Below are 21,883 nucleotides of genomic sequence, written 5' to 3'. Positions count from 1 at the left end.
GACGGGTTTTGAGGAAGATACTGGTCATCGGCATCGGCGCGGGCAATCCCGAGCACATGACCGTTCAGGCCATCAAGGCGCTGAACCGGGCGGATGTGCTGCTCATCCCCACCAAGGGCGCGGAAAAGGCCTATCTTGCCGAGGTGCGCCGTGAAATCTGCGACCGTTTCCTGGAAAACCCCGCCTGCCGCATCCTCGACTATGCCGTGCCGGTACGCCGCGCCGACGGCTCCTATGAGGACGGCGTCCATGACTGGCACCGCGCCATTGCCGGCATCTACGAGCGCACGCTGCTGGACGAACTTGGCGAGGACCAGACGCTCGGCCTTCTCGTCTGGGGCGACCCGATGCTCTACGACAGCACGCTGCGCATCGTCGGGCATGTGCGCGACGCCGGCCGCGTCACCTTCGAGACGGAGGTCGTTCCCGGCATCACCAGCGTGCAGGCGCTCTGCGCGGGCCATGGCATCGCGCTCAACCGTATCGGCCTGCCCGTCGAGATCACCACCGGCCGCCGCCTTGCGGAAGGCTGGCCGGAATCCGCCCGCGATGCACTCGTCATGCTCGACGGCGTGCAGGCCTTCCGCACGGTGACGGATTCGGAAGCGGAGATCTGGTGGGGCGCCTATCTCGGCACGCCGCACGAAATTCTGCTGTCCGGCAAGATTGCCGACGTGGCTGAGGCCATCACCGAAACCCGGGCCAAAGCGCGCGAGGAGCACGGCTGGATCATGGACACCTACCTGATCCGCCGTCCGGCCGGCGAGGAGGAAGCCGTATGACGGCCTTCGCAACGAGCGCCCTGCGCCGCGGCGCCTGCCCGTCGCTTTCCGCGCCGATGCAGACCGGCGACGGCCTCCTCGTGCGCCTGCGCCCCGCCGCTCCGGCGCTGACGGCCGAAGACCTGCTCGCCCTTGCCGGCCTCGCCCGCGAGCACGGCAACGGCCTCATCGAGATCACCGCCCGCGGCAATCTCCAGCTTCGCGGCCTGACGGAGGCCTCGGTGCCGCGCCTTGCCGATGGGCTTGCTGTCGCCGGCATCGTGCCGCAGACGGGCGTCGCCATCGAAATCCCGCCGCTGTCCGGCATCGATCCCTCCGAGACCGCCGATGCGACACTGATTGCCGATGCGCTGCGCAAGGCGATCGCCGCGGCCTTGCTTACCCTGGCGCCCAAGCTCGCCATCGTCGTCGATGGCGGCGGGGTGCTCTCCCTTGCCGGGATGGTGGCCGATATCCGGCTCGATGCGCTTGCCGATGGTGGGGCATGGCGGCTTTCGGTCGGTGGCGACCGGCGGACGGCGCGGCCGGTCGCGGCGCTTCCGGCGGAGTGCGCCATCGCCGGCGCGATGGCGGTCGTCACCACCCTTGCCGCCACTGGCCCGGCCGCCCGGGGGCGAGACCTCGATGCTGCGGCGCTTGCCGCACAGTTCGGCACGGTTCCAGAGCCGGCCTTCTCCGAGGTTCTTCTCAGCCATCCGCTCGGCATTCACCGCATTGGCGGTGAAAGCCTGCTCGGCATCGCCCCCGCCTATGGTCAGGCGCAGGCCGACAGGCTCGCCGTCCTCGTGCAGGGCCTCGTCGCCTGCGGTGCTTCCGAATTCCGCCTCGCGCCGCATCGGACGCTTCTTGTGCGCGGGCTTTCCGGGGAGAGGCTGGCGGCCGCCCAGGCCTGTGCGGACCGCGAAGGTTTCTGGTGCGCGGAGACAGCGCCCGGACGGGCCGTCTCGATCTGCGCCGGTGCCGCCGGCTGCGCCTCGGCGCGCTTTGATACCCATGCCGCGGCCGATGCCGTGGTAGCGGAGGCGGGAGGCCTGCTGGACGGCTCCCTCGACGTGCACATTTCCGGCTGCCCGAAGGGCTGCGCCCATCCGGCGCGCGCCGCCGTCACGCTGTGCGGCACGGCTGCCGGCGTCGGGCTCGTCCTCGATGGGCGGGCGAGCGATGCGCCCGCCGCCACCCTGCCTGCCGGCGACCTCAAGCCGGCGATCCAGCGCCTCGGCACCCTTTTGCGCGCGCGCCGCATGGAGGGCGAGACGGCGAAGAGCCTGCTCGACCGCACCGCGCTCGCCGCCCTTATTTCCGCATATCAAGGCCAGCAATGACAGACTACGACTACATGAAGGATGGCACGGCCATCTATGAGAAATCCTTCGCGATCATCCGCGCCGAGGCCGATCTTTCGCGCTTTTCCGAGGCGGAATCGGACGTCGCCGTTCGCATGATCCATGCCGCCGGCCTTGTCGAGGCGGCGGCGCATTTCGTCTTCTCGCCGGATTTCGTGGGTTCTGTCCGCACGGCGCTTCAGGCTGGCGCGCCGATCTTCTGCGATGCCGAAATGGTCGCCCGTGGCGTCACCGCCGCCCGCCTGCCGGCGGAGAACGAGGTGATCTGCACGCTGCGCGACCCGCGCACGCCCGATATCGCCCGGGAAATCAACAATACCCGCTCGGCCGCCGCCATCCGCCTCTGGCTGGAGCGCATGGCCGGTTCGGTCGTCGCCATCGGCAATGCGCCGACGGCGCTCTTCTACCTGCTCGAACTCCTGCGCGATGGCGCGCCGAAGCCGGCGGCGATCCTCGGCATGCCGGTCGGCTTCGTCGGCGCGGCGGAATCGAAGGAAGCGCTGGCGGAGAATTCCTATGGCGTGCCGTTCGCCATCGTGCGCGGCCGCCTCGGCGGCAGCGCCATGACAGCGGCCGCGCTCAATGCGCTAGCAAGGCCGGGAGTATGACCATGACGGGAAAACTCTACGGCGTGGGCACCGGCCCGGGCGATCCGGAACTCCTGACGCTGAAGGCCGTGCGCGCCATCGGTGAGGCCGACGTACTCGCCTGGTTCGCCAAGGCCGGCGGCACGGGCAACGGGCGCGCCATCGTCGAAGGCCTGCTCAAGCCAGGCATGGTGGAGCTGCCGCTCCATTATCCGGTGACGGTCGAGATCGACAAGGAGCACGAGGACTACAAGAGCCGGATCACAGCCTTCTACAATGCCTCTGCCGCCGCCGTCGCCGAGCATCTTGCCGCCGGCCGTACGGTCGCGATCCTGTCCGAAGGCGACCCGATGTTCTACGGCTCGTATATGCACCTGCATGTGCGCCTCGCCGGCCGCTTCCCGACGGAGGTCATTCCCGGAATCACCGCGATGTCCGGCTGCTGGTCGCTCTCCGGCCTGCCGATCGTGCAGGGCGACGACGTGCTCTCCGTGCTGCCGGGCACGATGGGCGAGGAGCAGCTGTCGCGCCGTCTCGGGGATACCGAGGCCGCCGTCATCATGAAGGTCGGCCGCAACCTGCCGAAGATCCGCCGGGCGCTTTCCAGTGCCGGCCGGCTCGGCGAAGCGGTCTATGTCGAGCGCGGCACGACGCCGGCCGGCAAGTCCATGCGTCTCTCGGAAAAGCTCGACGATACCGCGCCCTATTTCTCGCTGGTGCTCGTGCCCGGCTGGAGCGGCCGCCCATGACCGGAAGGCTGCATGTGATCGGCACCGGCCCCGGCAATCCGGACCAGATGACGCCGGAGGCGCTTCGCGCGGTCGAGGCCTCGACGGAGTTCTTCGGCTATTTCCCCTATATCGACCGGCTGAATCTCCGGCCGGACCAGATCAAGGTCTCATCGGACAATCGCGAGGAGCTGAACCGCGCCGGGGCGGCACTGATGCGGGCTGCGGCGGGCGTGAATGTCTGCGTCGTCTCGGGCGGCGATCCCGGCGTCTTCGCCATGGCGGCGGCGGTCTGCGAGGCCATCGATGCGGGACCGGAGGAATGGAAGTCCGTCGATCTCGTCGTGGTACCGGGCGTCACCGCCATGCTGGCGGTCGCCGCGCGCATCGGCGCGCCGCTCGGCCACGATTTCTGCACCATCTCCCTTTCGGACAACCTGAAACCTTGGGAAATCATCGAGAGGCGGCTGCGGATGGTCGCTGAGGCCGGCCTCGTCATCGCGCTCTACAATCCGATCAGCAAGGCGCGGCCCTGGCAGCTCGGCAAGGCCTTCGAGATATTGAGGGAGGTCCTGCCGGCGCAAACGCCCGTCATTTTCGGCCGCGCGGCGGGCCGGCCGGACGAGCGCATGCTGGTCATGCCGCTCGGCGAGGCAGAGGCGGAGCGCGCCGACATGGCGACCTGCGTCGTCATCGGCTCGCCGGAGACCCGCATCATCGCCCGGCCCGACCTGCCTGACCTCGTCTATACGCCGCGCTTCCTGAAGGCACCGAGCAGATGATCGGCAAGCCGCAACGTTTCCTCTATCGTTCCGGCATGGTGGCCATCGCCCTCCGCCCGCTCGACCAGCACGACGGGCAGGCCGAGGATGCGCGCGGCGACGATCTTGCCGTAGGTGGCATCGCCGCCGGAATTCTTGCTGACGACCACCTCGATGCGGCGTTCGCGCAGCAATTCCACCTCTGCCTCGACGGCGAAGGGCCCTCGGGCGAGCAGGTATTCGACATGGGGCGCATCGAGCGGCGGGTCGACCGGATCGACGCTGCGCACGAGATAATGGTGCTGCGGCGCGGCGTCGAAGACTTTCGCCTCCTGCCGGCCGATGGCGAGGAAGACGCGGCGCGGCTCCGCGCCCAGCGCTGCCACGGCCTCGGGGATCGAGGCGACGCGCGTCCAGCGGTCGCCTTCCGTCTCCTCCCAGCCAAGGCGCTCCAGCCGCAGCAGGGGAATGCCGGTGGCTTCGCTTGCGGCGCGGGCATTGGCGGAGATCTGCCTTGCGAAGGGATGGGTCGCGTCGATCAAGAGATCGATGGCCTCGCCGCGAAGATAGGCGGCAAGTCCCTCGGCGCCGCCGAAGCCGCCGCTGCGCACCGGCACCGGCTGCGGCGCGGGATCGAGCGTGCGGCCGGCGAGCGACAGCGTGACGGCAAGATCGGTCCTTCCGGCGAGCCGGGCCGCAAGGTCGCGCGCTTCGGTCGTGCCGCCCAGAATGAGGATGCCTCTCTTGTCCACGCCTGATCCAACTCCCTTGCCCGCCCCATGGCTTACCATCGCCGGCATCGGCGAGGATGGTCTAGCCGGTCTCGGCGACGAGGCCAAGGCCGCCATCGCCGGCGCCGAACTGGTCTTCGGCGGCGCGCGGCATCTGGAGCTTGCCGATGCGGCGATCCGCGGCGAGCGGCATGCCTGGCTCAGCCCCTTCGAGCGTTCAATCGAGGCGGTGCTGGCGGCGCGGGGGCGGCAGGTCGCGGTGCTCGCCTCGGGCGATCCCTTCTTCCATGGCGTCGGCGTCACGCTTTGCCGGCGCATCGCGCGGGCGGAAATGCGCGTCTTCCCCGCCCCCTCCTCTTTCAGCCTCGCCGCATCGCGCCTGGGCTGGGCGCTGCAGGATATGGCCTGCATCTCCCTGCACGGCCGCCCCATCGATCTCATCCGCCCGCATCTCCATCCCGGCAGCCGCATTCTCGCGCTCACCTCGGACAGTGACGGCCCGGCTGAGCTCGCGGCGCTGCTGGCCGAGAGCGGTTTCGGCACTTCGCGACTGACCGTGCTGGAGGCCCTCGGCGGCACGCGGGAACGGGTGAGCAGCCACCGGGCCGACAGCTTCTTCCTTGCGTATGCGAATATGCTGAATGTCTGCGCCGTGGAGGTCGTGGCTGGCGAGCGGGCGCGAATCCTCCCCTATACGCCGGGCCTGGACGACGGCCTTTTCGAGCATGATGGCCAGATCACGAAGCGGGAGGTCCGGGCCCTGACGCTTTCGGCGCTCGCGCCCCGGCACGGCGAGCTCTTGTGGGATATCGGCGCGGGCTCCGGCTCGATCGGCATCGAGTGGATGCTGGCCGACCCCTCGCTCCGGGCGATCGCCATCGAAGGCCATCCGGAGCGCGCCGCCCGCATCCGCCGCAATGCGCGAGGCTTCGGCGTGCCGGGGCTTTCCGTCGTGGAAGGCACCGCGCCCGAGGCACTGGCCGGGCTTGCCGCGCCCGACGCCGTCTTCATCGGCGGCGGCGGCAGCGAGGCGGGGGTGATGGAGGCGGCGCTTGCCGGCCTGAAACCCGGCGGGCGGCTCGTCGCCAATGCGGTGACGACGGAAATGGAAGCCGTGCTTCTCGCCCGTCACGCCCGCCTCGGCGGGTCGCTCATCCGCATCGATATCGCGCGGGCTGCGCCCGTCGGGCAGATGACCGGCTGGCGGCCGGCCATGCCGGTGACGCAATGGCGCTGGGTGAAGCCGGCTCAACAAACTGGGGAATGACATGACCGTTCACTTCATCGGCGCCGGCCCGGGCGCGGCGGATCTCATCACCGTTCGCGGCCGCGATCTCATCGGCAGATGCCCGGTCTGCCTCTATGCCGGCTCCATCGTCTCGCCGGAGCTGCTGCAATATTGCCCGCCGGGCGCGCGCATCGTCGATACGGCGCCGCTGTCGCTCGACGAGATCGAGGCGGAATATGTCCGGGCCGCCGAAGCGGGCGAGGACGTGGCGCGGCTGCATTCCGGCGATCTCTCCGTCTGGAGCGCCGTCGCCGAGCAGATCCGCCGGCTGGAGAAACATGGGCTCGCCTATACGATGACGCCGGGCGTGCCCTCCTTCGCCGCCGCCGCCGCCGCGCTCGGCCGCGAGCTGACCATTCCGGCCGTCGCGCAGAGCCTCGTGCTCACCCGGGTTTCCGGCCGCGCCTCGCCCATGCCGAACCGCGAGACGCTGGAAGGGTTCGGCGCGACGGGGGCGACGCTCGCCATCCATCTCGCCATCCATGCACTCGACAGGGTGGTGGAAGAGCTGACACCGCTCTATGGCGCCGATTGCCCGGTCGCCATCGTCGTCAAGGCTTCCTGGCCGGACGAACGGGTCGTGCGCGGCACGCTCGCCGATATCGCGGCAAAAGTGGCGGAGGAGCCCATCGAGCGCACGGCGCTGATCTTCGTCGGCCGCACGCTCGCGGCGGCGGATTTTCGCGAGAGCGCGCTCTACGATCCCGCCTATCAGCGCCGGTTCCGCGGCAGGGGCGACTAGAGTATTTCCGCTTTTCCTCGAAGCGAGAAAACGCTCCAGCTATTTATTCTAGCGCAATTCCGGGCGTAGAACTGCTTCAAAGCAGCTTTTCGAAGGCAAGGGCGGCCTTGGAGCGATAGCGCTCCTTGTGCCGCAGCAGGCGGAAGGCGCGCTCGGGCAGGTCGAAGGCGACCAGCGCGAGCCGCCCGGTGGTAAGGTCGTCCCGCACCACATATTCCGAGACGGCCGTCAGCGCATTGCCGGCCAGCACGGCGCTGCGCACCGCCTCGTTGGAGGGCAGCGACAGCGCGATATCCAGCGCCGTCTCATCGAGAGCCGAGGTCAGCGCGCTGCGCGTGCCGGAGCCGGGTTCGCGCAGGATCCATCGGGCCTGCGTCAGTTCGTCCGGCATGACCGGCCGGCCGGCGAGGGGATGGCCCGGGGGCGCGACGACGAGCACCCGGTCGCGGGCGACGATGCGCTGCGACAATGCGGGGTGATCGACCTCGCCTTCCACGATACCCAACTCCGCCCGCCCCTCCAGAACGGCCTCGGCCGCCTGCTCCGTATTGCCGCCCACCATGCGGATGTCGATGGCCGGATAGGTTTCGTGGAAGCGGAGGAGGAGCGGGGGCAGCCAGTAACCGCCCACCGTCTGGCTGGCGGCGATGGCGAGCGTGCCGCGCTTCAGGCCGCCGATCTCGGTTAGGAAGAGGTCGGCGCTCGTCGCGCGCGCCAGCGTCGCCCGCGCCTCGGGCAGGAAGGCAAGGCCCGCCTCCGTCAGCTCGATCCGCCGGCCCGTGCGGTGGAAAAGGGCGATGCCGTAACGCTCCTCCAGGACGCGGATCGCCGAGCTCACCGCCGAGGGCGTGAGGTGGAGCGTCTCGGCGGCCCGGGTGAGGTGCTCGCGCTCCGCCACGGCGACGAAGATACGAAGCTGTTCCAATGTCATCATCGTTCGATCCAATCGAATGAAACATCAGATATTTGCCGATGGATCGAACGGTTTTTCAAGCGCATTGATCGGCGCATGGAAAAAACACCCAAAAAACATCCGATCCTTGGAATTCGCGCTCTGGCGCCGGGCGTGCTTCTCTCGGTGCTGGTCTCCGGTCTCGCGCTTATTGCCGAGCGCGCGGAACTCCAGCTGACGGGCGGCGCGTGGATCGAGGCGCTGGTGCTGGCGATCCTCATCGGTTCGCTTGTGCGCCTCCTCCTGCGCCGGCCGGAGGCCTTCGATCCCGGCATCGCCTTCTCGGCCAAGTATTTCCTGGAGGTCGCCATCGTGCTGCTCGGCGCCGGCGTCAGCGCGGCGGCGATCGCCGGCATGGGCCTGCCGCTGATCGCCGCCATCGCGGCGGTGGTGGCGACGGTCCTGGTCGCCAGCTACGGGATCGGGCGGGGGCTCGGGCTTTCGCGCCGCGTCGCAATGCTGGTCGCCTGCGGCAACTCCATCTGCGGCAATTCCGCGATCGCCGCAACCGCGCCGGTCATCCATGCGGATGCGGAGGATGTCGCCTCCTCCATCGCCTTCACGGCGGTGCTCGGCATGGTGACGGTGCTGCTGCTGCCGGCGCTGGTGCCGCTGCTCGGCCTGTCGGCGACGGGCTACGGGGTGATGGCGGGCATGACGGTCTATGCGGTGCCGCAGGTGCTGGCCGCCACCGCGCCGGTCTCGGCCCTCAGCATCCAGATCGGCACCTTCGTCAAGCTGATGCGGGTGCTGATGCTCGGCCCGGTCGTCTTCGTGCTGTCGCTCGTCTCGGGTAAGGCAGGCGGGCGCCGGCCGGCGCTGCACCGGCTGGTGCCGTGGTTCATCCTCGGCTTCCTCGCCATGCTTTTCGCACGCAGCTTCGGTCTCATCGATGCGGGGCTTGCCGGGACCATGAGCAGGGCGGCCACCGTGCTGACCATCCTCTCCATGGCCGCGCTCGGTCTCGGCATCGACCTGAAGCGCGTCCTGCGCGCCGGGCCGCGGGTGACGGTGGCGGTCGTGCTTTCGCTCGGCCTGCTGGTCGTCGCCAGCTATGCCATGGTGCTGCTGCTCAACCTTGCGACGGCCTGAGAGGTCTCAGGCCGCGTCTTCCCGCACGGTAGTCGGCACGTAGTTGAGCACGGGGCCGAGCCAGCGCTCCACATCGCCGACCTCCATGCCCTTGCGGCGCGCATAGTCCTCCACCTGGTCGCGCTCCACCTTGGCGACGCCGAAATAGTAGCTTTCGGGCGAGGCGATGTAGAGGCCGGAGACGGAGGAGCCCGGCCACATGGCATAGCTTTCCGTCAGTTCGACGCCGATCTCCTTTTCCGCGTCGAGCAGGCGGAAGAGTGTCGTCTTCTCCGTGTGGTCCGGCTGGGCGGGATAGCCCGGCGCGGGGCGGATGCCGGCATAGGGCTCGCCGATCAGGTCGGTGGGCGAGAAGGTCTCGTCCGGCGCATAGCCCCACAGTTCCTTGCGGACATATTCGTGCATGCGCTCGGCGAAGGCTTCGGCGAAGCGGTCGGCCAGCGCCTTGACGAGGATCGAGTTGTAGTCGTCGTTCGCCCGCTCGAAGCGCTCGGCGATGGCGATCTCGCCGATGCCGGCCGTCACGACGAAGCCGCCGAGATAGTCCTTGCGGCCGCTGTCGACGGGCGCGACGAAGTCGGAGAGCGCCACGTTCGGTCGGCCGTCCCGCTTGGAGAGCTGCTGGCGGAGCGTGAAGAAGGTGGCGAGGTCCTTCTCGCGCGCCTCGTCGGTGAAGAGCCGGATATCGTCGCCGACGGTGCCGGCCGGCCAGAAGCCGACGACCGCCTTCGGCGTGAACCATTTTTCCGCGATGATCTTGTCCAGCATCGCCTGCGCGTCGGCAAAGAGCTGGCGGGCCACCTCGCCGTGCTTCTCGTCCTCGAAAATCCGGGGATAGACGCCCTTCAGCTCCCAGGTCTGGAAGAAGGGCGTCCAGTCGATGTAGCGGGCGAGCTCGGCAAGATCCCAGTCCTGGAAGACGCGGGTGCCGAGGAAGGACGGCGTCTTCGGTTCATAGGCCGACCAGTCGGCCTTGAAGGCGTTGTCGCGGGCCCTTGCGATGGGAAGGCGCTGCTTTTCCGCCTCGCTGCGCGCATGGGCGTCGGCGACCTTGCGGTATTCGGCCTTCAGGGTGTCGACATAGCCGGGCTTCATCTCCGCCGACAGCAGGCTGCCGACGACGCCGACGGCGCGGCTGGCATCGGTGACGTAGACGGCCTGGCCGCGCTCGTAGCGCGGGTGGATCTTGACGGCCGTGTGCACGCGGCTCGTCGTCGCCCCGCCGATGAGGAGGGGGATGTCGAAGCCCTCGCGCTCCATCTCGGCGGCGACATGGGCCATCTCGTCGAGCGAGGGGGTGATGAGGCCGGAAAGGCCGATGATGTCGACCTTCTCGGCCTTCGCCGTCTCGAGGATCTTCGTCGCCGGCACCATCACGCCGAGGTCGATGATCTCGTAATTGTTGCAGGCGAGCACGACGCCGACGATGTTCTTGCCGATATCGTGCACGTCGCCCTTGACGGTCGCCATCAGGATCTTGCCGGCGCTCTGGCGTTCGTCGCCGCCGCCGCCATTGGCGAGCTTCTCCGCTTCCATGTAGGGCAGCAGCACGGCGACGGCCTGCTTCATCACGCGGGCGGACTTCACCACCTGCGGCAGGAACATCTTGCCCGCGCCGAAGAGGTCGCCGACGACGTTCATGCCGGCCATCAGCGGGCCCTCTATGACGTGCAGCGGGCGCTCGGCCTTCTGCCGTGCCTCTTCCGTGTCCTCTTCCACGAATTCGGTGATGCCGTTGACGAGCGCGTGCTCCAGCCGCTTCTCCACCGGCCATTCGCGCCACGCAAGGTCGCGTTCCTTGGCTTCCTTGCCGCCCGCGCCCTTGAAGCGCTCGGCGATCTCCAGCATGCGCTCGGTGGCGGTGCCGCCGGCCTTGGGCACGCGGTTCAGCACCACGTCCTCGCAGGCCTCGCGCAGCTCGGGCTCGATCGTGTCGTAGACGGCGAGCTGGCCGGCATTGACGATGCCCATGTCCATGCCCGCCTGGATGGCGTGGTAGAGGAACACGGCGTGCATCGCCTCGCGCACCGGCTCGTTGCCGCGGAAGGAGAAGGAGAGGTTCGAGACGCCGCCGGAAATGTGGACATGCGGCAGCGTCGCGGTGATCTCGGCGGTCGCCTCGATGAAGTCGACGCCGTAATTGTCGTGCTCCTCGATGCCGGTGGCGACGGCGAAGATGTTGGGGTCGAAGACGATGTCCTCGGGGGCGAGGCCCGCGACTTCGGTCAGCAGCTTGTAGGCGCGGGTGCAGATCTCCACCTTGCGCGCCTTGGTGTCGGCCTGGCCTTTCTCGTCGAAGGCCATGACGACCACGGCGGCGCCATAGGCGCGCACGAGCTTGGCATAGCGCAGGAAGGCTTCCTCGCCTTCCTTCAGCGAGATCGAGTTGACCAGCGGCTTACCCTGCACGCATTTCAGGCCCGCCTCGATGATCTCCCACTTGGACGAGTCGATCATGACGGGAACGCGGGCGATGTCCGGCTCGGCGGCGATGAGATTGAGGTATTCCACCATCGCCTTCTGGGAATCGATGAGGCCCTCGTCCATGTTGATGTCGATGATCTGCGCGCCGTTGGCCACCTGGTCGCGGGCGACGTCGAGCGCGGCCGCATAGTCGCCGGCGGTGATCAGCTTGCGGAATTTCGCCGAGCCCGTGACGTTGGTGCGCTCGCCGACATTCACGAAGGGAATGGCCTCCGTCAGCGTGAAGGGCTCGAGGCCGGACAGGCGCATATGGCGCGGGATATCCGGGATTTGGCGCGGCTTGTGGCGCGCGGCGGCTTGCGCGATGGCGCGGATATGGGCAGGCGTCGAGCCGCAGCAGCCGCCGACGATGTTGACGAGGCCGTCGCGCATGAAGCCTTCGATCTGGTCGGCCATTTCCTCCGGCGTCTCGTCGTACTTGCCGAAGGCGTTCGGCAGGCCGGCATTCGGATAGGCGCAGACGAAGGTCTCCGCCACCGAGGAAATCTCGGCAAGATGCGCGCGCATGGCGTTGGCGCCCAGCGCGCAGTTGAGGCCGATGGAGAAGGGCGTGGCGTGACGCACCGAGTTCCAGAAGGCCTCCGGCGTCTGGCCGGACAGCGTGCGGCCGGAAAGGTCGGTGATCGTGCCCGAGATCATGACCGGCAGGTGGATGCCCTTTTCCTCGAAGACCTCGCGGGTGGCGAAGATCGCGGCCTTGGCGTTCAGCGTGTCGAAGATGGTCTCGATGAGGATGATGTCGGCGCCGCCGTCGATAAGGCCGCGCACCTGCTCGGCATAGGCGGTGCGCAGGTCGTCGAAGGTGACGGCGCGGTAGCCGGGATTGTTGACGTCCGGCGAGATGGAGGCGGTGCGGTTCGTCGGGCCGAGGGCGCCGGCGACGAAGCGGCGGCGGCCGTCCTTCTGCTCGGCGCGCAGGCCCGCGCGGCGGGCAAGGCGCGCGCCGTCGCGGTTCAGCTCATAGACCATGTCCTGCATGCCATAATCGGCCTGGGCGATGGTGGTGGAGGAGAAGGTATTCGTTTCGAGGATGTCCGCGCCGGCAAGCGCGTAGCGGTAATGGATGTCCTCGATGGCGGCCGGCTGCGTCAGCGTCAGGAGGTCGTTGTTGCCCTGCTGGTGACAGGCGCAGTCGCCGAAACGGTCGCCGCGGAAGTCCTCTTCCACGAGCTTGAGCGTCTGGATCTCCGTGCCCATGGCGCCGTCGAGCACGAGGATGCGCTCCTGCGCGGCAGCCTTGAGCGCGGCCAGGACTTCGCTGCCGTCGCGCGGCGGCTGCTCGGGGCCGAACAGGGTGTCCAGGTGGGAATTGGCCATGGGAGCCCTCCGGTACTGACAAATAGCATATGGGAGATCACATAAAGATATCTTTATGTCAATATGTGCTCATTCGCCTATTTCGATTCAATGCCCGGCAGAAGCCGCCGGGCCATTCCATGGCAATACCCGGATCGGCGCCTGGTTGCGAGCGCTATTGCGGGAGACCCGCCTCAAGGCTGCCCGAAAAGGCGGTTGTAATGCCCGCAGGAACTTTTCGCGCGGTTGCGCGTTGCCCTTCGCCAGTATCCCGTCTTCCCTTGCCTTGAACGAGGGGCGAAGGGATTCACCAAAACCGCAGATGAGGGTCCATGCTGCGCCATCAGGTCCTGTTGACATGTTGCAAGTCTCTGTCCTTACGGCTAAAAAATGCCGTTTTCATGCACCACGCGGCCAGGATGCCAATCAGCGTGTCGCCTGAGCCAGTCCCATCCGTGAAGCGTCCCGAGGGCGCCGTCCGGTGTCATGGCTGATCGCGGCGCCGAGAAGAAGCCTGTCCGCGACAAACCCTCCGGCGCCAAGGCCGCCGCCGGTTGGCTCACCATGGCCGGATCCAGAATCAGAAACATGCCCCTTCACAATACGCCGCAAGCCCCGCGTGATGCCGATGCCAAGCACATCGACTACAACGACTCCATCCGCGCCACCTATCTGACGCTGGAGGAGCTGGCCGAGTGCGGGGAAGCGCTTGCGCGCGACAGGACGGCGGCCCTGCCCGGCTACCAGCCCTTCGAGTTCCGCCCGCGGCACAAGGAGAACGAGAAGGAGATCTTCCGCGTCTACCAGGCGACGGCACGGGACGTGGAGGCGGGCGCGCAGATCACGCCCGCGGCCGAATGGCTGCTCGACAACTATTACGTCATCGAGGAAGCGATCCAGGAGGTCCGGCGCGACTTCCCCCGCCGCTTCTTCCGCCAGCTGCCGACCATCGAGATCGACGGCAGGCCGGTTCCCCGCACGCTGGCCATCGCCTGGCTCTATGTCGCCCACACCCATAGCGGCGTGTCGGTGGAAAGCCTGACGGCCTTCGTGCAGGGCTTCCAGAAGCTCGATGCGCTGAAGATCGGCGAGCTCTGGGCGCTGCCCTCCTTCATCCGCTTCGTGCTGCTCGAAAACCTGCGGCGCATTTCCAGCCGCGTCGAGCGCTCGCGCAAGATGCGCTTCAAGGCGAACGAGGTGGCCGACGAGCTGGTCCGCCTCAACGATCCGGAAAAGTGCATCGCGCATCTGAGCTCGATGGAGAGCTTCGTCGAGGACAACACCTTCGTCATCCAGCTTCTCTACCGCCTGCGCGACGGCCTCCAGGCGTCCGGCGCGGTCATCCAGTGGCTGGAGCGCAGGATCGAGAGCCGCGGCAGCGACCTCGAAGAACTGATCGTCGCGGAGAACAACCGCCTGTCCTCCGGCAATGTGACGATGAGCTCGCTCATCAAGAGCCTGCGCACGGTGGACGACACCGAATGGCCGGTCTGGTTCGAGAGCGTCAGCCGCCTCGACGAGGCGCTGCGCCAGGGCTCGGACTACAGCGACCTCGATTTCGGCTCGCGCAACAAGTACCGCAACACGATCGAGCGCTTCGCCCGCCGCTCCGGCAAGACGGAGCTGGAGGTCACCGAAACCGCCATCGCCATGACGGCCGAGGACGCGGCCGCAAATGCGGACGATCCCGACTACGAGGCCAATGTCGGCGCCTTCCTCGTCGGCAAGAAACGCAAGCTCCTCGAAAGGCGCATCGGCTACCGCCCCTCGCTCGTCCAGCGCGTCGTGCGCCTGACGCGCAAGCTCGACTGGCTCGCCATCGCCGGCCCGAACATCATCCTGACGCTGCTGGCGATGATCGCGGTCTACTATTTCCTAGACCAGCTCGATATCCCGAATGGCGCATGGCTGATCATGCTCGTCCTCTTCGCGCTGCCGGCCTCGGAAGGCGCGACGGGTCTCTTCAACACGCTCGTCACCTTCTTCGTCACGCCCTCGCGGCTCGTCGGCTACGAGTTCAAGGACGGCATACCCGAGGATGCGCGCACGCTTCTCGTCGTGCCCTGTCTGATCTCCAAGCGCGACCATGTGGACGAGCTGGTGCGCAACCTGGAAGTCCACTATCTCGCCAATCCGCGCGGCGAGATCTATTTCGCGCTGGTCAGCGACTGGACCGACAGCCAGAGCGAGGAGACGCCGGCCGATCTCGACGTCCTGGAATATGCCAAGCGCGAGATCGCGACGCTCTCGGCCCGTTATGCCTATGACGGGCGCACGCGCTTCTATCTCCTGCACCGCCGCCGCCTCTACAACCCTTCCGAGGGGGCGTGGATGGGCTGGGAGCGCAAGCGCGGCAAGCTGCACGAGCTGAACCTTCTGCTGCGCGGCGACGGCGACACGACCTTCCTGCCGGGCGCGAACGTCGTTCCGGCCGGCGTCAAATATGTCATGACGCTCGATTCCGACACGCGCCTGATGCGCGATGCCGTGACCAAGCTCGTCGGCAAGATGCACCACCCGATCAACCGCCCGGTCGTCGACGAGGCGACGGGCAAGGTCGTCGCCGGCTATTCCATCCTCCAGCCGCGCGTCACACCCTCGCTGACGACGGGCAAGGAAGCCTCCACCTTCCAGCGCATCTTCTCGGCCGACCGCGGCGTCGACCCCTACGTCTTCACCGTTTCCGACGTCTATCAGGACCTTGCCGGCGAAGGCACCTTCACGGGCAAGGGCCTCTACCATGTCGACGCCTTCGAGGCGGCGGTGAAGGGGCGGATCGGCGAGAACGCCGTTCTCAGCCATGACCTGCTCGAAGGCTCGCTCTCGCGCTGCGCGCTGGTGACGGACGTGGAGCTCGTCGAGGACTTCCCGACGCGCTACGGCGTCGAGACCTCGCGCCAGCATCGCTGGGCGCGCGGCGACTGGCAGTTGCTGCCCTATCTTTTCGGTCCGTCGAGCGGCATTCCAATGCTCGGCCGCTGGAAGATGTACGACAACCTGCGCCGCAGCCTCATCCCCATCGGCTGGCTCGTCGCCTCCGTCATGGGCTGGTACTACATGGAGCCGCGCCAAGCGCTGATCTGGCAGCTCGTGCTGATCTTCCTGCTCTTCGTCGCCCCGACGCTCTCGCTCATCTCGGGCATCATGCCGCGCCGCAGCGACATCGTCGCGCGCGCCCATGTGCACCGCGTCTTCTCCGATATCCGCGCGGCCAATGCGCAGGTCGCCTTGCGCATCGTCTTCATCGCCCATTCGGCGGCGCTGATGGCGGACGCCATCGTGCGCTCGCTCTACCGCACCTTCGTCAGCGGCAAGCTGATGCTGGAATGGCGCACGGCCGCGCAGGCCGACAGCGGCGCGCGTGGCGGCATCCTCGCCCACTACAAGTCCATGTGGCAGGCGCCGGCGCTGGCGGTGTTCTCCGTCGCGCTCGCCATGATCTCCAAGACGGGCCTGCCCTTCATCGGCGTTCCCTTCGCGCTGGTCTGGATGCTCTCGCCGATGATCGCCTGGTCCGTCAGCCAGACGGCGGAGACGGAGGACCAGCTCGTCGTTTCCGACCATGTCGCGACCGAGCTGCGCAAGATCGCGCGGCGCACCTGGCGCTATTTCGAGACCTTCGTCACCGCCGAGCAGCATTTTCTGCCGCCGGACAACTTCCAGGAAATACCGCAGCCGGTTCTGGCCGAGCGCACCTCGCCGACCAATATCGGCGTCTACCTGCTCTCGGTCATCTCGGCGCGCGATTTCGGCTGGCTGAGCTTCGAGGAGACCGTGCGCCGCCTCGAGCAGACCATCGCCACCATCGACGGCATGCCGAAATACCGCGGCCATCTCTACAACTGGTACCGCACCAACACGCTGGAGACGCTCGGGCCGCGCTATGTCTCGGCGGTCGACAGCGGCAACCTTGCCGGCCACCTCATCGCCATCTCCTCCATGTGCCGCGAATGGGCCGAAGCCCCGTCGGCGCATCTCCAGGGCAGCCTCGACGGCATCGGCGACGTCGCCTCGATCCTCTCGGAAACGCTGAAGCAGCTTCCGGACGACCGCAAGACGGTGCGCCCGCTGCGCCGCCTCATCGAGGAGCGCATCGAGGGCTTCCACAACGCGCTCGCCGCCGTCAAGCGCGAGCACGAATTCGCCTCGATCCGCGTCATCAACCTTTCGGTGCTGGCGCGCGACGTCAACAAGCTGATCGTCAACCTCGACCACGAGATCAAGTCGCCGCAGAGCGCGGAGGTCGTGCACTGGGCGGGCGCGCTGGTCTCGACCTGCGAGGCGCATATCGCCGACAGCGTCTTCGATCTCGGCAGCATCGAGGCGCTGCGCGACCGGCTGGCCGTGCTGCGCGACAGGGCGCGCGACATCGCCTTCTCGATGGATTTCGGCTTCCTCTTCCGCCCGGAACGGCGCCTTCTTTCCATCGGCTACCGCGTCGAGACGAACGAGCTGGACGAAGCCTGCTACGACCTGCTCGCCTCCGAGGCGCGCCTGACCAGCCTCTTCGCCATCGCCAAGGGGGACCTGCCGACCGAGCACTGGTACAAGCTCGGCCGCCCGGTCGTTCCGGTCGGCTCGCGCGGCGCGCTCGTCTCCTGGTCGGGCTCGATGTTCGAATATCTGATGCCCCCGCTCGTCATGCAGGAGCGTCAGGGCGGCATCCTCAACCAGACCAACAATCTGGTGGTGGTCGAGCAGATGAACCACGGCCGCCGCCTCGGCACGCCCTGGGGCATCTCGGAAGCGGCCTTCAACGCCCGCGACCACGAGCTGACCTACCAGTACACCAATTTCGGCGTGCCGACGCTCGGCCTCAAGCGCGGCCTCGGCCAGAATGCGGTGATCGCGCCCTATGCCTCGCTGCTTGCCACGCAATACGCCCCCAAGGCGGCGCTGGAGAACCTGGAACGCCTGCGCAAGCTCGGCGCGCTCGGCGTCTACGGCTTCCATGACGCCGTCGACTTCACCCCGACGCGCGTGCCGGAAGGCAAGACCTGCGCGGTGGTGAGGAACTACATGGCGCACCATCACGGCATGTCGATCGCCGCCGTCGCCAACGTCATCTTCAACGGCGTGCTGCGCGAACGCTTCCATGCGGACCCCGTCATCGAGGCCGCCGAGCTGCTGCTCCAGGAAAAGGCGCCGCGCGACATCCCGGTCATCAACGCCAAGCGCGAGCCGGAAACCGTCGGCAGCACGCAGGCCGACCTGCTGCGCCCGGAAATCCGCATCTTCAAGGACCCGATCTCCCGCGAGCGCGAGACCGTGTTCCTGTCGAACGGGCACTATTCCGTGATGCTGACGGCGACGGGCGCGGGCTATTCGCGCTGGAACGGCCAGTCCGTCACCCGCTGGAAGCCCGACCCGACGGAAGACCGCTGGGGCTCCTTCCTCTTCCTGCGTGACATGGCGACGAACGAATGGTGGTCCGCCACCGCCGAGCCGAAGCGTATCGAGGGCGAGGTGACGAAGACCCAGTTCGGCGACGACAAGGCGGAGTTCATCAAGACCGTCGGCACGCTGACCAGCGAGGTCGAGTGCATCGTCGCCACCGAGCACGATGCCGAAGGCCGCCGCCTGACGCTGCTCAACACCGGCACGGAAGACCGCTTCATCGAGGTGACCTCCTATATGGAACCCGTCATCGCGACGGACGATGCCGACAATGCCCATCCGCTCTTCTCGAAGATGTTCATCCGCACCGAGATCGGCAAGCGCGGCGACGTCATCCGCGCGGAGCGCCAGAAGCGCAATCCGAACGAGCCGGACATGGCGGTCGCTCATCTCATCGTCGACAATGCCGGCCCCTCGCGCCGCACGGAGATCGAGACGGACCGCCGCCGCTTCATCGGCCGCGGGCGCTCGCTGGCGACCGCCGCCGCCTTCGATCCCGGCGCGCAGCTTTCCGGCACGGACGGTTTCACGCTCGATCCGATCCTGGCACTACGCCGCGTGGTGCGCGTTCCGGCCGGCAAGAAGGTCAAGGTCATCTTCTGGACCATCGCCGCGCCGAGCCGCGCCGAGGTGGACGCCGCCATCGACCGCTATCGCCACCCCGATGCCTTCAACCACGAGATGATCCATGCCTGGACGCGCTCGCAGGTGCATATGCGCCATGTCGGCGTCACCTCGCAGGAGGCGGCGAGCTTCCAGATGCTCGGCCGGTACCTCACCTATCCGGACATGCATCTGCGGGCCGATACCGGGACGATCGAGACGGGGCTCAAGGCGCAGTCGGCGCTCTGGCCGCTGGCGATTTCAGGCGACTTCCCGATCTTCGTCGTGCGCATCAACGACGAGATCGACCTCGACGTCGCCCGCGGGGCGCTGCGCGCGCAGGAATACCTGCGCCACCGCGGCGTCACCGCCGACCTCGTGATCCTCAACGAGCGCGCCGCCTCCTATGCGCAGGACATGCAGCACACGCTCGACCAGATGTGCGAGAACCTGCGCATGCGCGGGCAATCCGACGGCGTGCGCCAGCATGTCTTCACGGTGCGCCGCGACCTGATGGAGGTCTCCACCTGGCAGGCGCTTCTGGCGGCGGCCCGCGCCGTCTTCCATGCCCGCAACGGCACGCTTTCCGACCAGATCGCCCGCACGGTCTCGCTCTTCTCGACGCCGCGCGGCGATGAGGAGGCGAAGGCGGACGCAGCCCTGCCGAAGCTTCCGGCGCCGGAAGGCGAGCCCGTTGCCATCGACGGGGAGGGGCTTTCGTTCTGGAACGGCTTCGGCGGCTTCAACGTCGACCGGCGCGAATATGTCGTGCGCCTGCGCGGCGGCGAGGCGACGCCGCAGCCCTGGATCAACGTCATCTCCAACCGCGAATTCGGCTTCCACGTCTCAGCGGAAGGCGCCGGCTTCACCTGGAGCCGCAATTCGCGCGACTTCCAGCTCACGCCCTGGACCAACGACCCGGTCGTCAATCGCCCCGGCGAGGCCTTCTATGTGCGGGACCGCGACCGCGGCACCGTGATGACGCCCTTCGCGGCCCTTTCGCGCAAGCGGGCGGTGAAGTTCGAGACCTGGCACGGTCTCGGCTACACGGCCTTCCGCAGCTGGGAGGACGGCATCGAGCTCGATCTCGTCCAGACGGTCGATCCCGAGGACCCGGTGAAATATTCGCGCCTCGTCGTGAAGAACACCGGCGAGACGGCGCGTAGCCTCACGGTCTACGGCTATGTCGAATGGGTGCTCGGCAACAATCCCTCAAGGACGGCGCCCTTCGTCGTGACGAGCCATGACGAGGAGAGCGGCGCGCTCCTTGCGACCAATCCCTACAGCCTCGATTTCTCCGGCCGGACCAGCTTCTTTGGCGTCAATGCGCCGGTCGCGGGCTTCACGGCGCGGCGGCGCGATTTCATCGGCCGCACCGGCGACATCGGGCTTCCCTCGGCCGTCGCGGCGGGACAGGCGCTTTCCGGCAATGCCGAGGGCATCGGCGATCCCTGCGCGGCGCTCGCCGTCGATATCACGCTGAAGCCAGGCGAGAAGCGCGAGCTCCTCTTCGTGCTCGGCGACACCGGCGATGCAGACGGTGCCCGCGCGCTGGCCGGCAAGAGCCGGGCGGCGGATTTCGATACGGTCATGGCGTCGGTCCGCTCCTTCTGGGAGGGCTTCACCGGCACGCTCCAGGTCAAGACGCCGGATGCGGCGCTCGACCGGATGGTCAACGACTGGCTGCCCTACCAGGCGCTCGGCTGCCGCATCATGGCGCGCACCGCCTTCTACCAGGCGAGCGGGGCCTATGGCTTCCGCGACCAGTTGCAGGATACGCTCGCCTTCATCATGCACCACCCGGAACTCGCCCGCACGCAGATCCTCAACGCTGCGGCCCGCCAGTTCGTCGAAGGCGACGTGCAGCACTGGTGGCTGCCCGATACCGGCGCCGGCGTGCGCACGATGATCTCCGACGACGTCGTCTGGCTCGCCCATGCGGTGGAATATTATTGCCGGGTCACTGGCGACCGTACGCTGCTCGACGAAAGGCTCGCCTTCATCGAGGGCCAGCAGCTCGCCGAGGGCCAGCACGATGCCTTCTTCAAGCCCGACCGCTCGTCGGAGGAGGCCTCGCTCTACGATCATTGCGCCCGCGCGCTCGACCTTGCGCACCGGCGCACCGGCGGGAACGGCCTGCCGCTGATCCTCGGCGGCGACTGGAACGACGGCATGAACCGCGTCGGCGAGGAAGGCCGCGGCACGAGCGTCTGGCTCGGCTGGCTGCTCGCCGGCACCTTGCGCGGCTTCCTGCCGATCGCCCGCGAACGGGGCGACCACGGCCGCGCCGAAATCTGGGAAGGCCATCTTGGCCGGCTGAAGGAAGCGCTCGAAACGGCGGGCTGGGACGGCGGCTACTACCGTCGCGGCTATTACGACGACGGGACGCCGCTCGGCTCGGCGGCGGGCACCGAATGCCGTATCGATTCCATCGCACAGAGCTGGAGCGTGCTCTCCGGCGAGGGTGAGCCCGCGCGTTCGCGGCAGGCGATGGACGCCGTCATGGCCGAACTCGTCGACAAGAAAAACGGCATCATCCGCCTGTTCACGCCGCCCTTTGCCGAAACCCCGCAGGATCCGGGCTATATCAAGGCCTATCCGCCGGGCGTGCGCGAAAACGGCGGCCAGTATACCCATGCGGCGACCTGGGTCGTCCTTGCGCTGGCGCGCCAGGGGAGGGGCGACGACGCCTATGCCTGCTTCGATCTCCTCAACCCGGTCAGGCATGCGCTCGATCCGGAGGCGGCCGAACGCTACCGCGTCGAGCCCTATGTCGTGGCGGCCGACGTCTACGGCGCGGGCGAGCGCACAGGGCGGGGCGGCTGGTCCTGGTACACGGGCTCGGCCGGCTGGCTCTACCGGGCGGCCGTCGAGGGCATTCTCGGCATCCGCAAGGAAGGCGGCCGGCTCTTCGTCGATCCGGCGCTGCCGGCGGCGTGGAACGGCTACAGCGCCACCCTCACGCTCGACGGACGGAAGCTTTCGATCCGCGTCGACCGCGGCGAAGACGGTGGATGGCAGGCGACCGTGAACGGCACTGTCATCAAATCTTCAAACGAGGGCTATTTGCTTTGATCCGCACCACGCGGACATGAGT

Annotated in this window: 12 protein-coding genes; 9 read left to right on the top strand and 3 right to left on the bottom strand. The window is 67.7% G+C overall.

What is annotated here, in order from left to right:
- Positions 1 to 8: 8 nt before the first annotated feature.
- The 5 genes from cobF to ACZ1A1_RS15120 are packed head-to-tail and all read left to right on the top strand — an operon-like array spanning position 9 to position 4,222.
- Positions 9 to 782, top strand: coding sequence for a precorrin-6A synthase (deacetylating) (gene cobF / locus ACZ1A1_RS15140; RefSeq protein WP_463620546.1), 774 nt, complete (start codon positions 9 to 11; stop codon positions 780 to 782).
- Positions 779 to 2,104, top strand: coding sequence for a precorrin-3B synthase (gene cobG, locus ACZ1A1_RS15135; protein ID WP_463620545.1), 1,326 nt, complete (start codon positions 779 to 781; stop codon positions 2,102 to 2,104). Before cobF ends, cobG begins: the two co-directional genes overlap by 4 nt.
- Positions 2,101 to 2,733, top strand: coding sequence for a precorrin-8X methylmutase (locus ACZ1A1_RS15130; RefSeq protein ID WP_463620544.1), 633 nt, complete (start codon positions 2,101 to 2,103; stop codon positions 2,731 to 2,733). Before cobG ends, ACZ1A1_RS15130 begins: the two co-directional genes overlap by 4 nt.
- A complete protein-coding gene (locus ACZ1A1_RS15125) occupies positions 2,730 to 3,461 on the top strand; it encodes a precorrin-2 C(20)-methyltransferase (protein WP_463620542.1) in 732 nt (243 codons plus the stop codon). The genes ACZ1A1_RS15130 and ACZ1A1_RS15125 overlap by 4 nt, the downstream gene beginning before the upstream one ends.
- A complete protein-coding gene (locus tag ACZ1A1_RS15120) occupies positions 3,458 to 4,222 on the top strand; it encodes a precorrin-3B C(17)-methyltransferase (protein ID WP_463620541.1) in 765 nt (254 codons plus the stop codon). The genes ACZ1A1_RS15125 and ACZ1A1_RS15120 overlap by 4 nt, the downstream gene beginning before the upstream one ends.
- On the opposite strand, the gene ACZ1A1_RS15115 is transcribed toward ACZ1A1_RS15120, so the two are convergent.
- On the bottom strand, positions 4,186 to 4,992 hold the full coding sequence (locus ACZ1A1_RS15115; RefSeq protein ID WP_463620540.1) for a cobalt-precorrin-6A reductase: 807 nt from the start codon (positions 4,990 to 4,992) through the stop codon (positions 4,186 to 4,188). The genes ACZ1A1_RS15120 and ACZ1A1_RS15115 overlap by 37 nt on opposite strands.
- On the opposite strand from ACZ1A1_RS15115, the gene cbiE reads away from it, so the two are divergent.
- Entirely contained in the window at positions 4,937 to 6,199 is a 1,263-nt protein-coding gene (gene cbiE / locus ACZ1A1_RS15110) for a precorrin-6y C5,15-methyltransferase (decarboxylating) subunit CbiE (protein WP_463620539.1), read from the top strand. The two genes, ACZ1A1_RS15115 and cbiE, sit on opposite strands and share 56 nt — an antisense overlap.
- Before the next feature lies 1 nt (position 6,200).
- Positions 6,201 to 6,962 carry a precorrin-4 C(11)-methyltransferase gene (gene cobM, locus ACZ1A1_RS15105; protein WP_463620538.1) on the top strand — a complete coding sequence of 254 codons (762 nt, stop codon included), beginning with the start codon at positions 6,201 to 6,203 and terminating at the stop codon, positions 6,960 to 6,962.
- A gap of 76 nt (positions 6,963 to 7,038) precedes the next feature.
- Here cobM and ACZ1A1_RS15100 read toward each other — a convergent pair whose 3' ends face one another.
- A complete protein-coding gene (locus ACZ1A1_RS15100; protein WP_463620640.1) occupies positions 7,039 to 7,893 on the bottom strand; it encodes a LysR substrate-binding domain-containing protein in 855 nt (284 codons plus the stop codon).
- A gap of 78 nt (positions 7,894 to 7,971) precedes the next feature.
- Here ACZ1A1_RS15100 and ACZ1A1_RS15095 point away from each other — a divergent pair, with 78 nt between their 5' ends.
- Positions 7,972 to 9,006, top strand: coding sequence for a YeiH family protein (locus ACZ1A1_RS15095; RefSeq protein WP_463620537.1), 1,035 nt, complete (start codon positions 7,972 to 7,974; stop codon positions 9,004 to 9,006).
- 6 nt (positions 9,007 to 9,012) lie between these two features.
- On the opposite strand, the gene metH is transcribed toward ACZ1A1_RS15095, so the two are convergent.
- Positions 9,013 to 12,807, bottom strand: a complete 3,795-nt coding sequence (metH, locus tag ACZ1A1_RS15090) for a methionine synthase (RefSeq protein WP_463620536.1) — start codon at positions 12,805 to 12,807, stop codon at positions 9,013 to 9,015.
- A 567-nt stretch (positions 12,808 to 13,374) separates the two neighbouring features.
- Here metH and ACZ1A1_RS15085 point away from each other — a divergent pair.
- Complete coding sequence (locus ACZ1A1_RS15085; RefSeq protein ID WP_463620535.1) at positions 13,375 to 21,861, top strand: GH36-type glycosyl hydrolase domain-containing protein; 8,487 nt, start codon at positions 13,375 to 13,377, stop codon at positions 21,859 to 21,861.
- Positions 21,862 to 21,883: the final 22 nt, after the last annotated feature.

The organism is Shinella sp. R2-11 (assembly GCF_055330205.1).
Note: the sequence above shows the minus strand (reverse complement) of the source record. Positions and strands in the feature narration are given on the sequence as shown.

Excerpts from the sequence above, each read along its gene's own strand:
- cbiE (WP_463620539.1), top strand. The coding sequence starts at position 4,937 with ATGCCTCTCTTGTCCACGCCTGATCCAACTCCCTTGCCCGCCCCATGG.
- ACZ1A1_RS15085 (WP_463620535.1), top strand. The coding sequence starts at position 13,375 with ATGCCCCTTCACAATACGCCGCAAGCCCCGCGTGATGCCGATGCCAAG.
- cobG (WP_463620545.1), top strand. The coding sequence starts at position 779 with ATGACGGCCTTCGCAACGAGCGCCCTGCGCCGCGGCGCCTGCCCGTCG.
- metH (WP_463620536.1), bottom strand. The coding sequence starts at position 12,807 with ATGGCCAATTCCCACCTGGACACCCTGTTCGGCCCCGAGCAGCCGCCG.
- ACZ1A1_RS15120 (WP_463620541.1), top strand. The coding sequence starts at position 3,458 with ATGACCGGAAGGCTGCATGTGATCGGCACCGGCCCCGGCAATCCGGAC.
- ACZ1A1_RS15100 (WP_463620640.1), bottom strand. The coding sequence starts at position 7,893 with ATGACATTGGAACAGCTTCGTATCTTCGTCGCCGTGGCGGAGCGCGAG.
- ACZ1A1_RS15095 (WP_463620537.1), top strand. The coding sequence starts at position 7,972 with ATGGAAAAAACACCCAAAAAACATCCGATCCTTGGAATTCGCGCTCTG.
- ACZ1A1_RS15125 (WP_463620542.1), top strand. The coding sequence starts at position 2,730 with ATGACCATGACGGGAAAACTCTACGGCGTGGGCACCGGCCCGGGCGAT.
- ACZ1A1_RS15130 (WP_463620544.1), top strand. The coding sequence starts at position 2,101 with ATGACAGACTACGACTACATGAAGGATGGCACGGCCATCTATGAGAAA.
- ACZ1A1_RS15115 (WP_463620540.1), bottom strand. The coding sequence starts at position 4,992 with ATGGTAAGCCATGGGGCGGGCAAGGGAGTTGGATCAGGCGTGGACAAG.
- cobM (WP_463620538.1), top strand. The coding sequence starts at position 6,201 with ATGACCGTTCACTTCATCGGCGCCGGCCCGGGCGCGGCGGATCTCATC.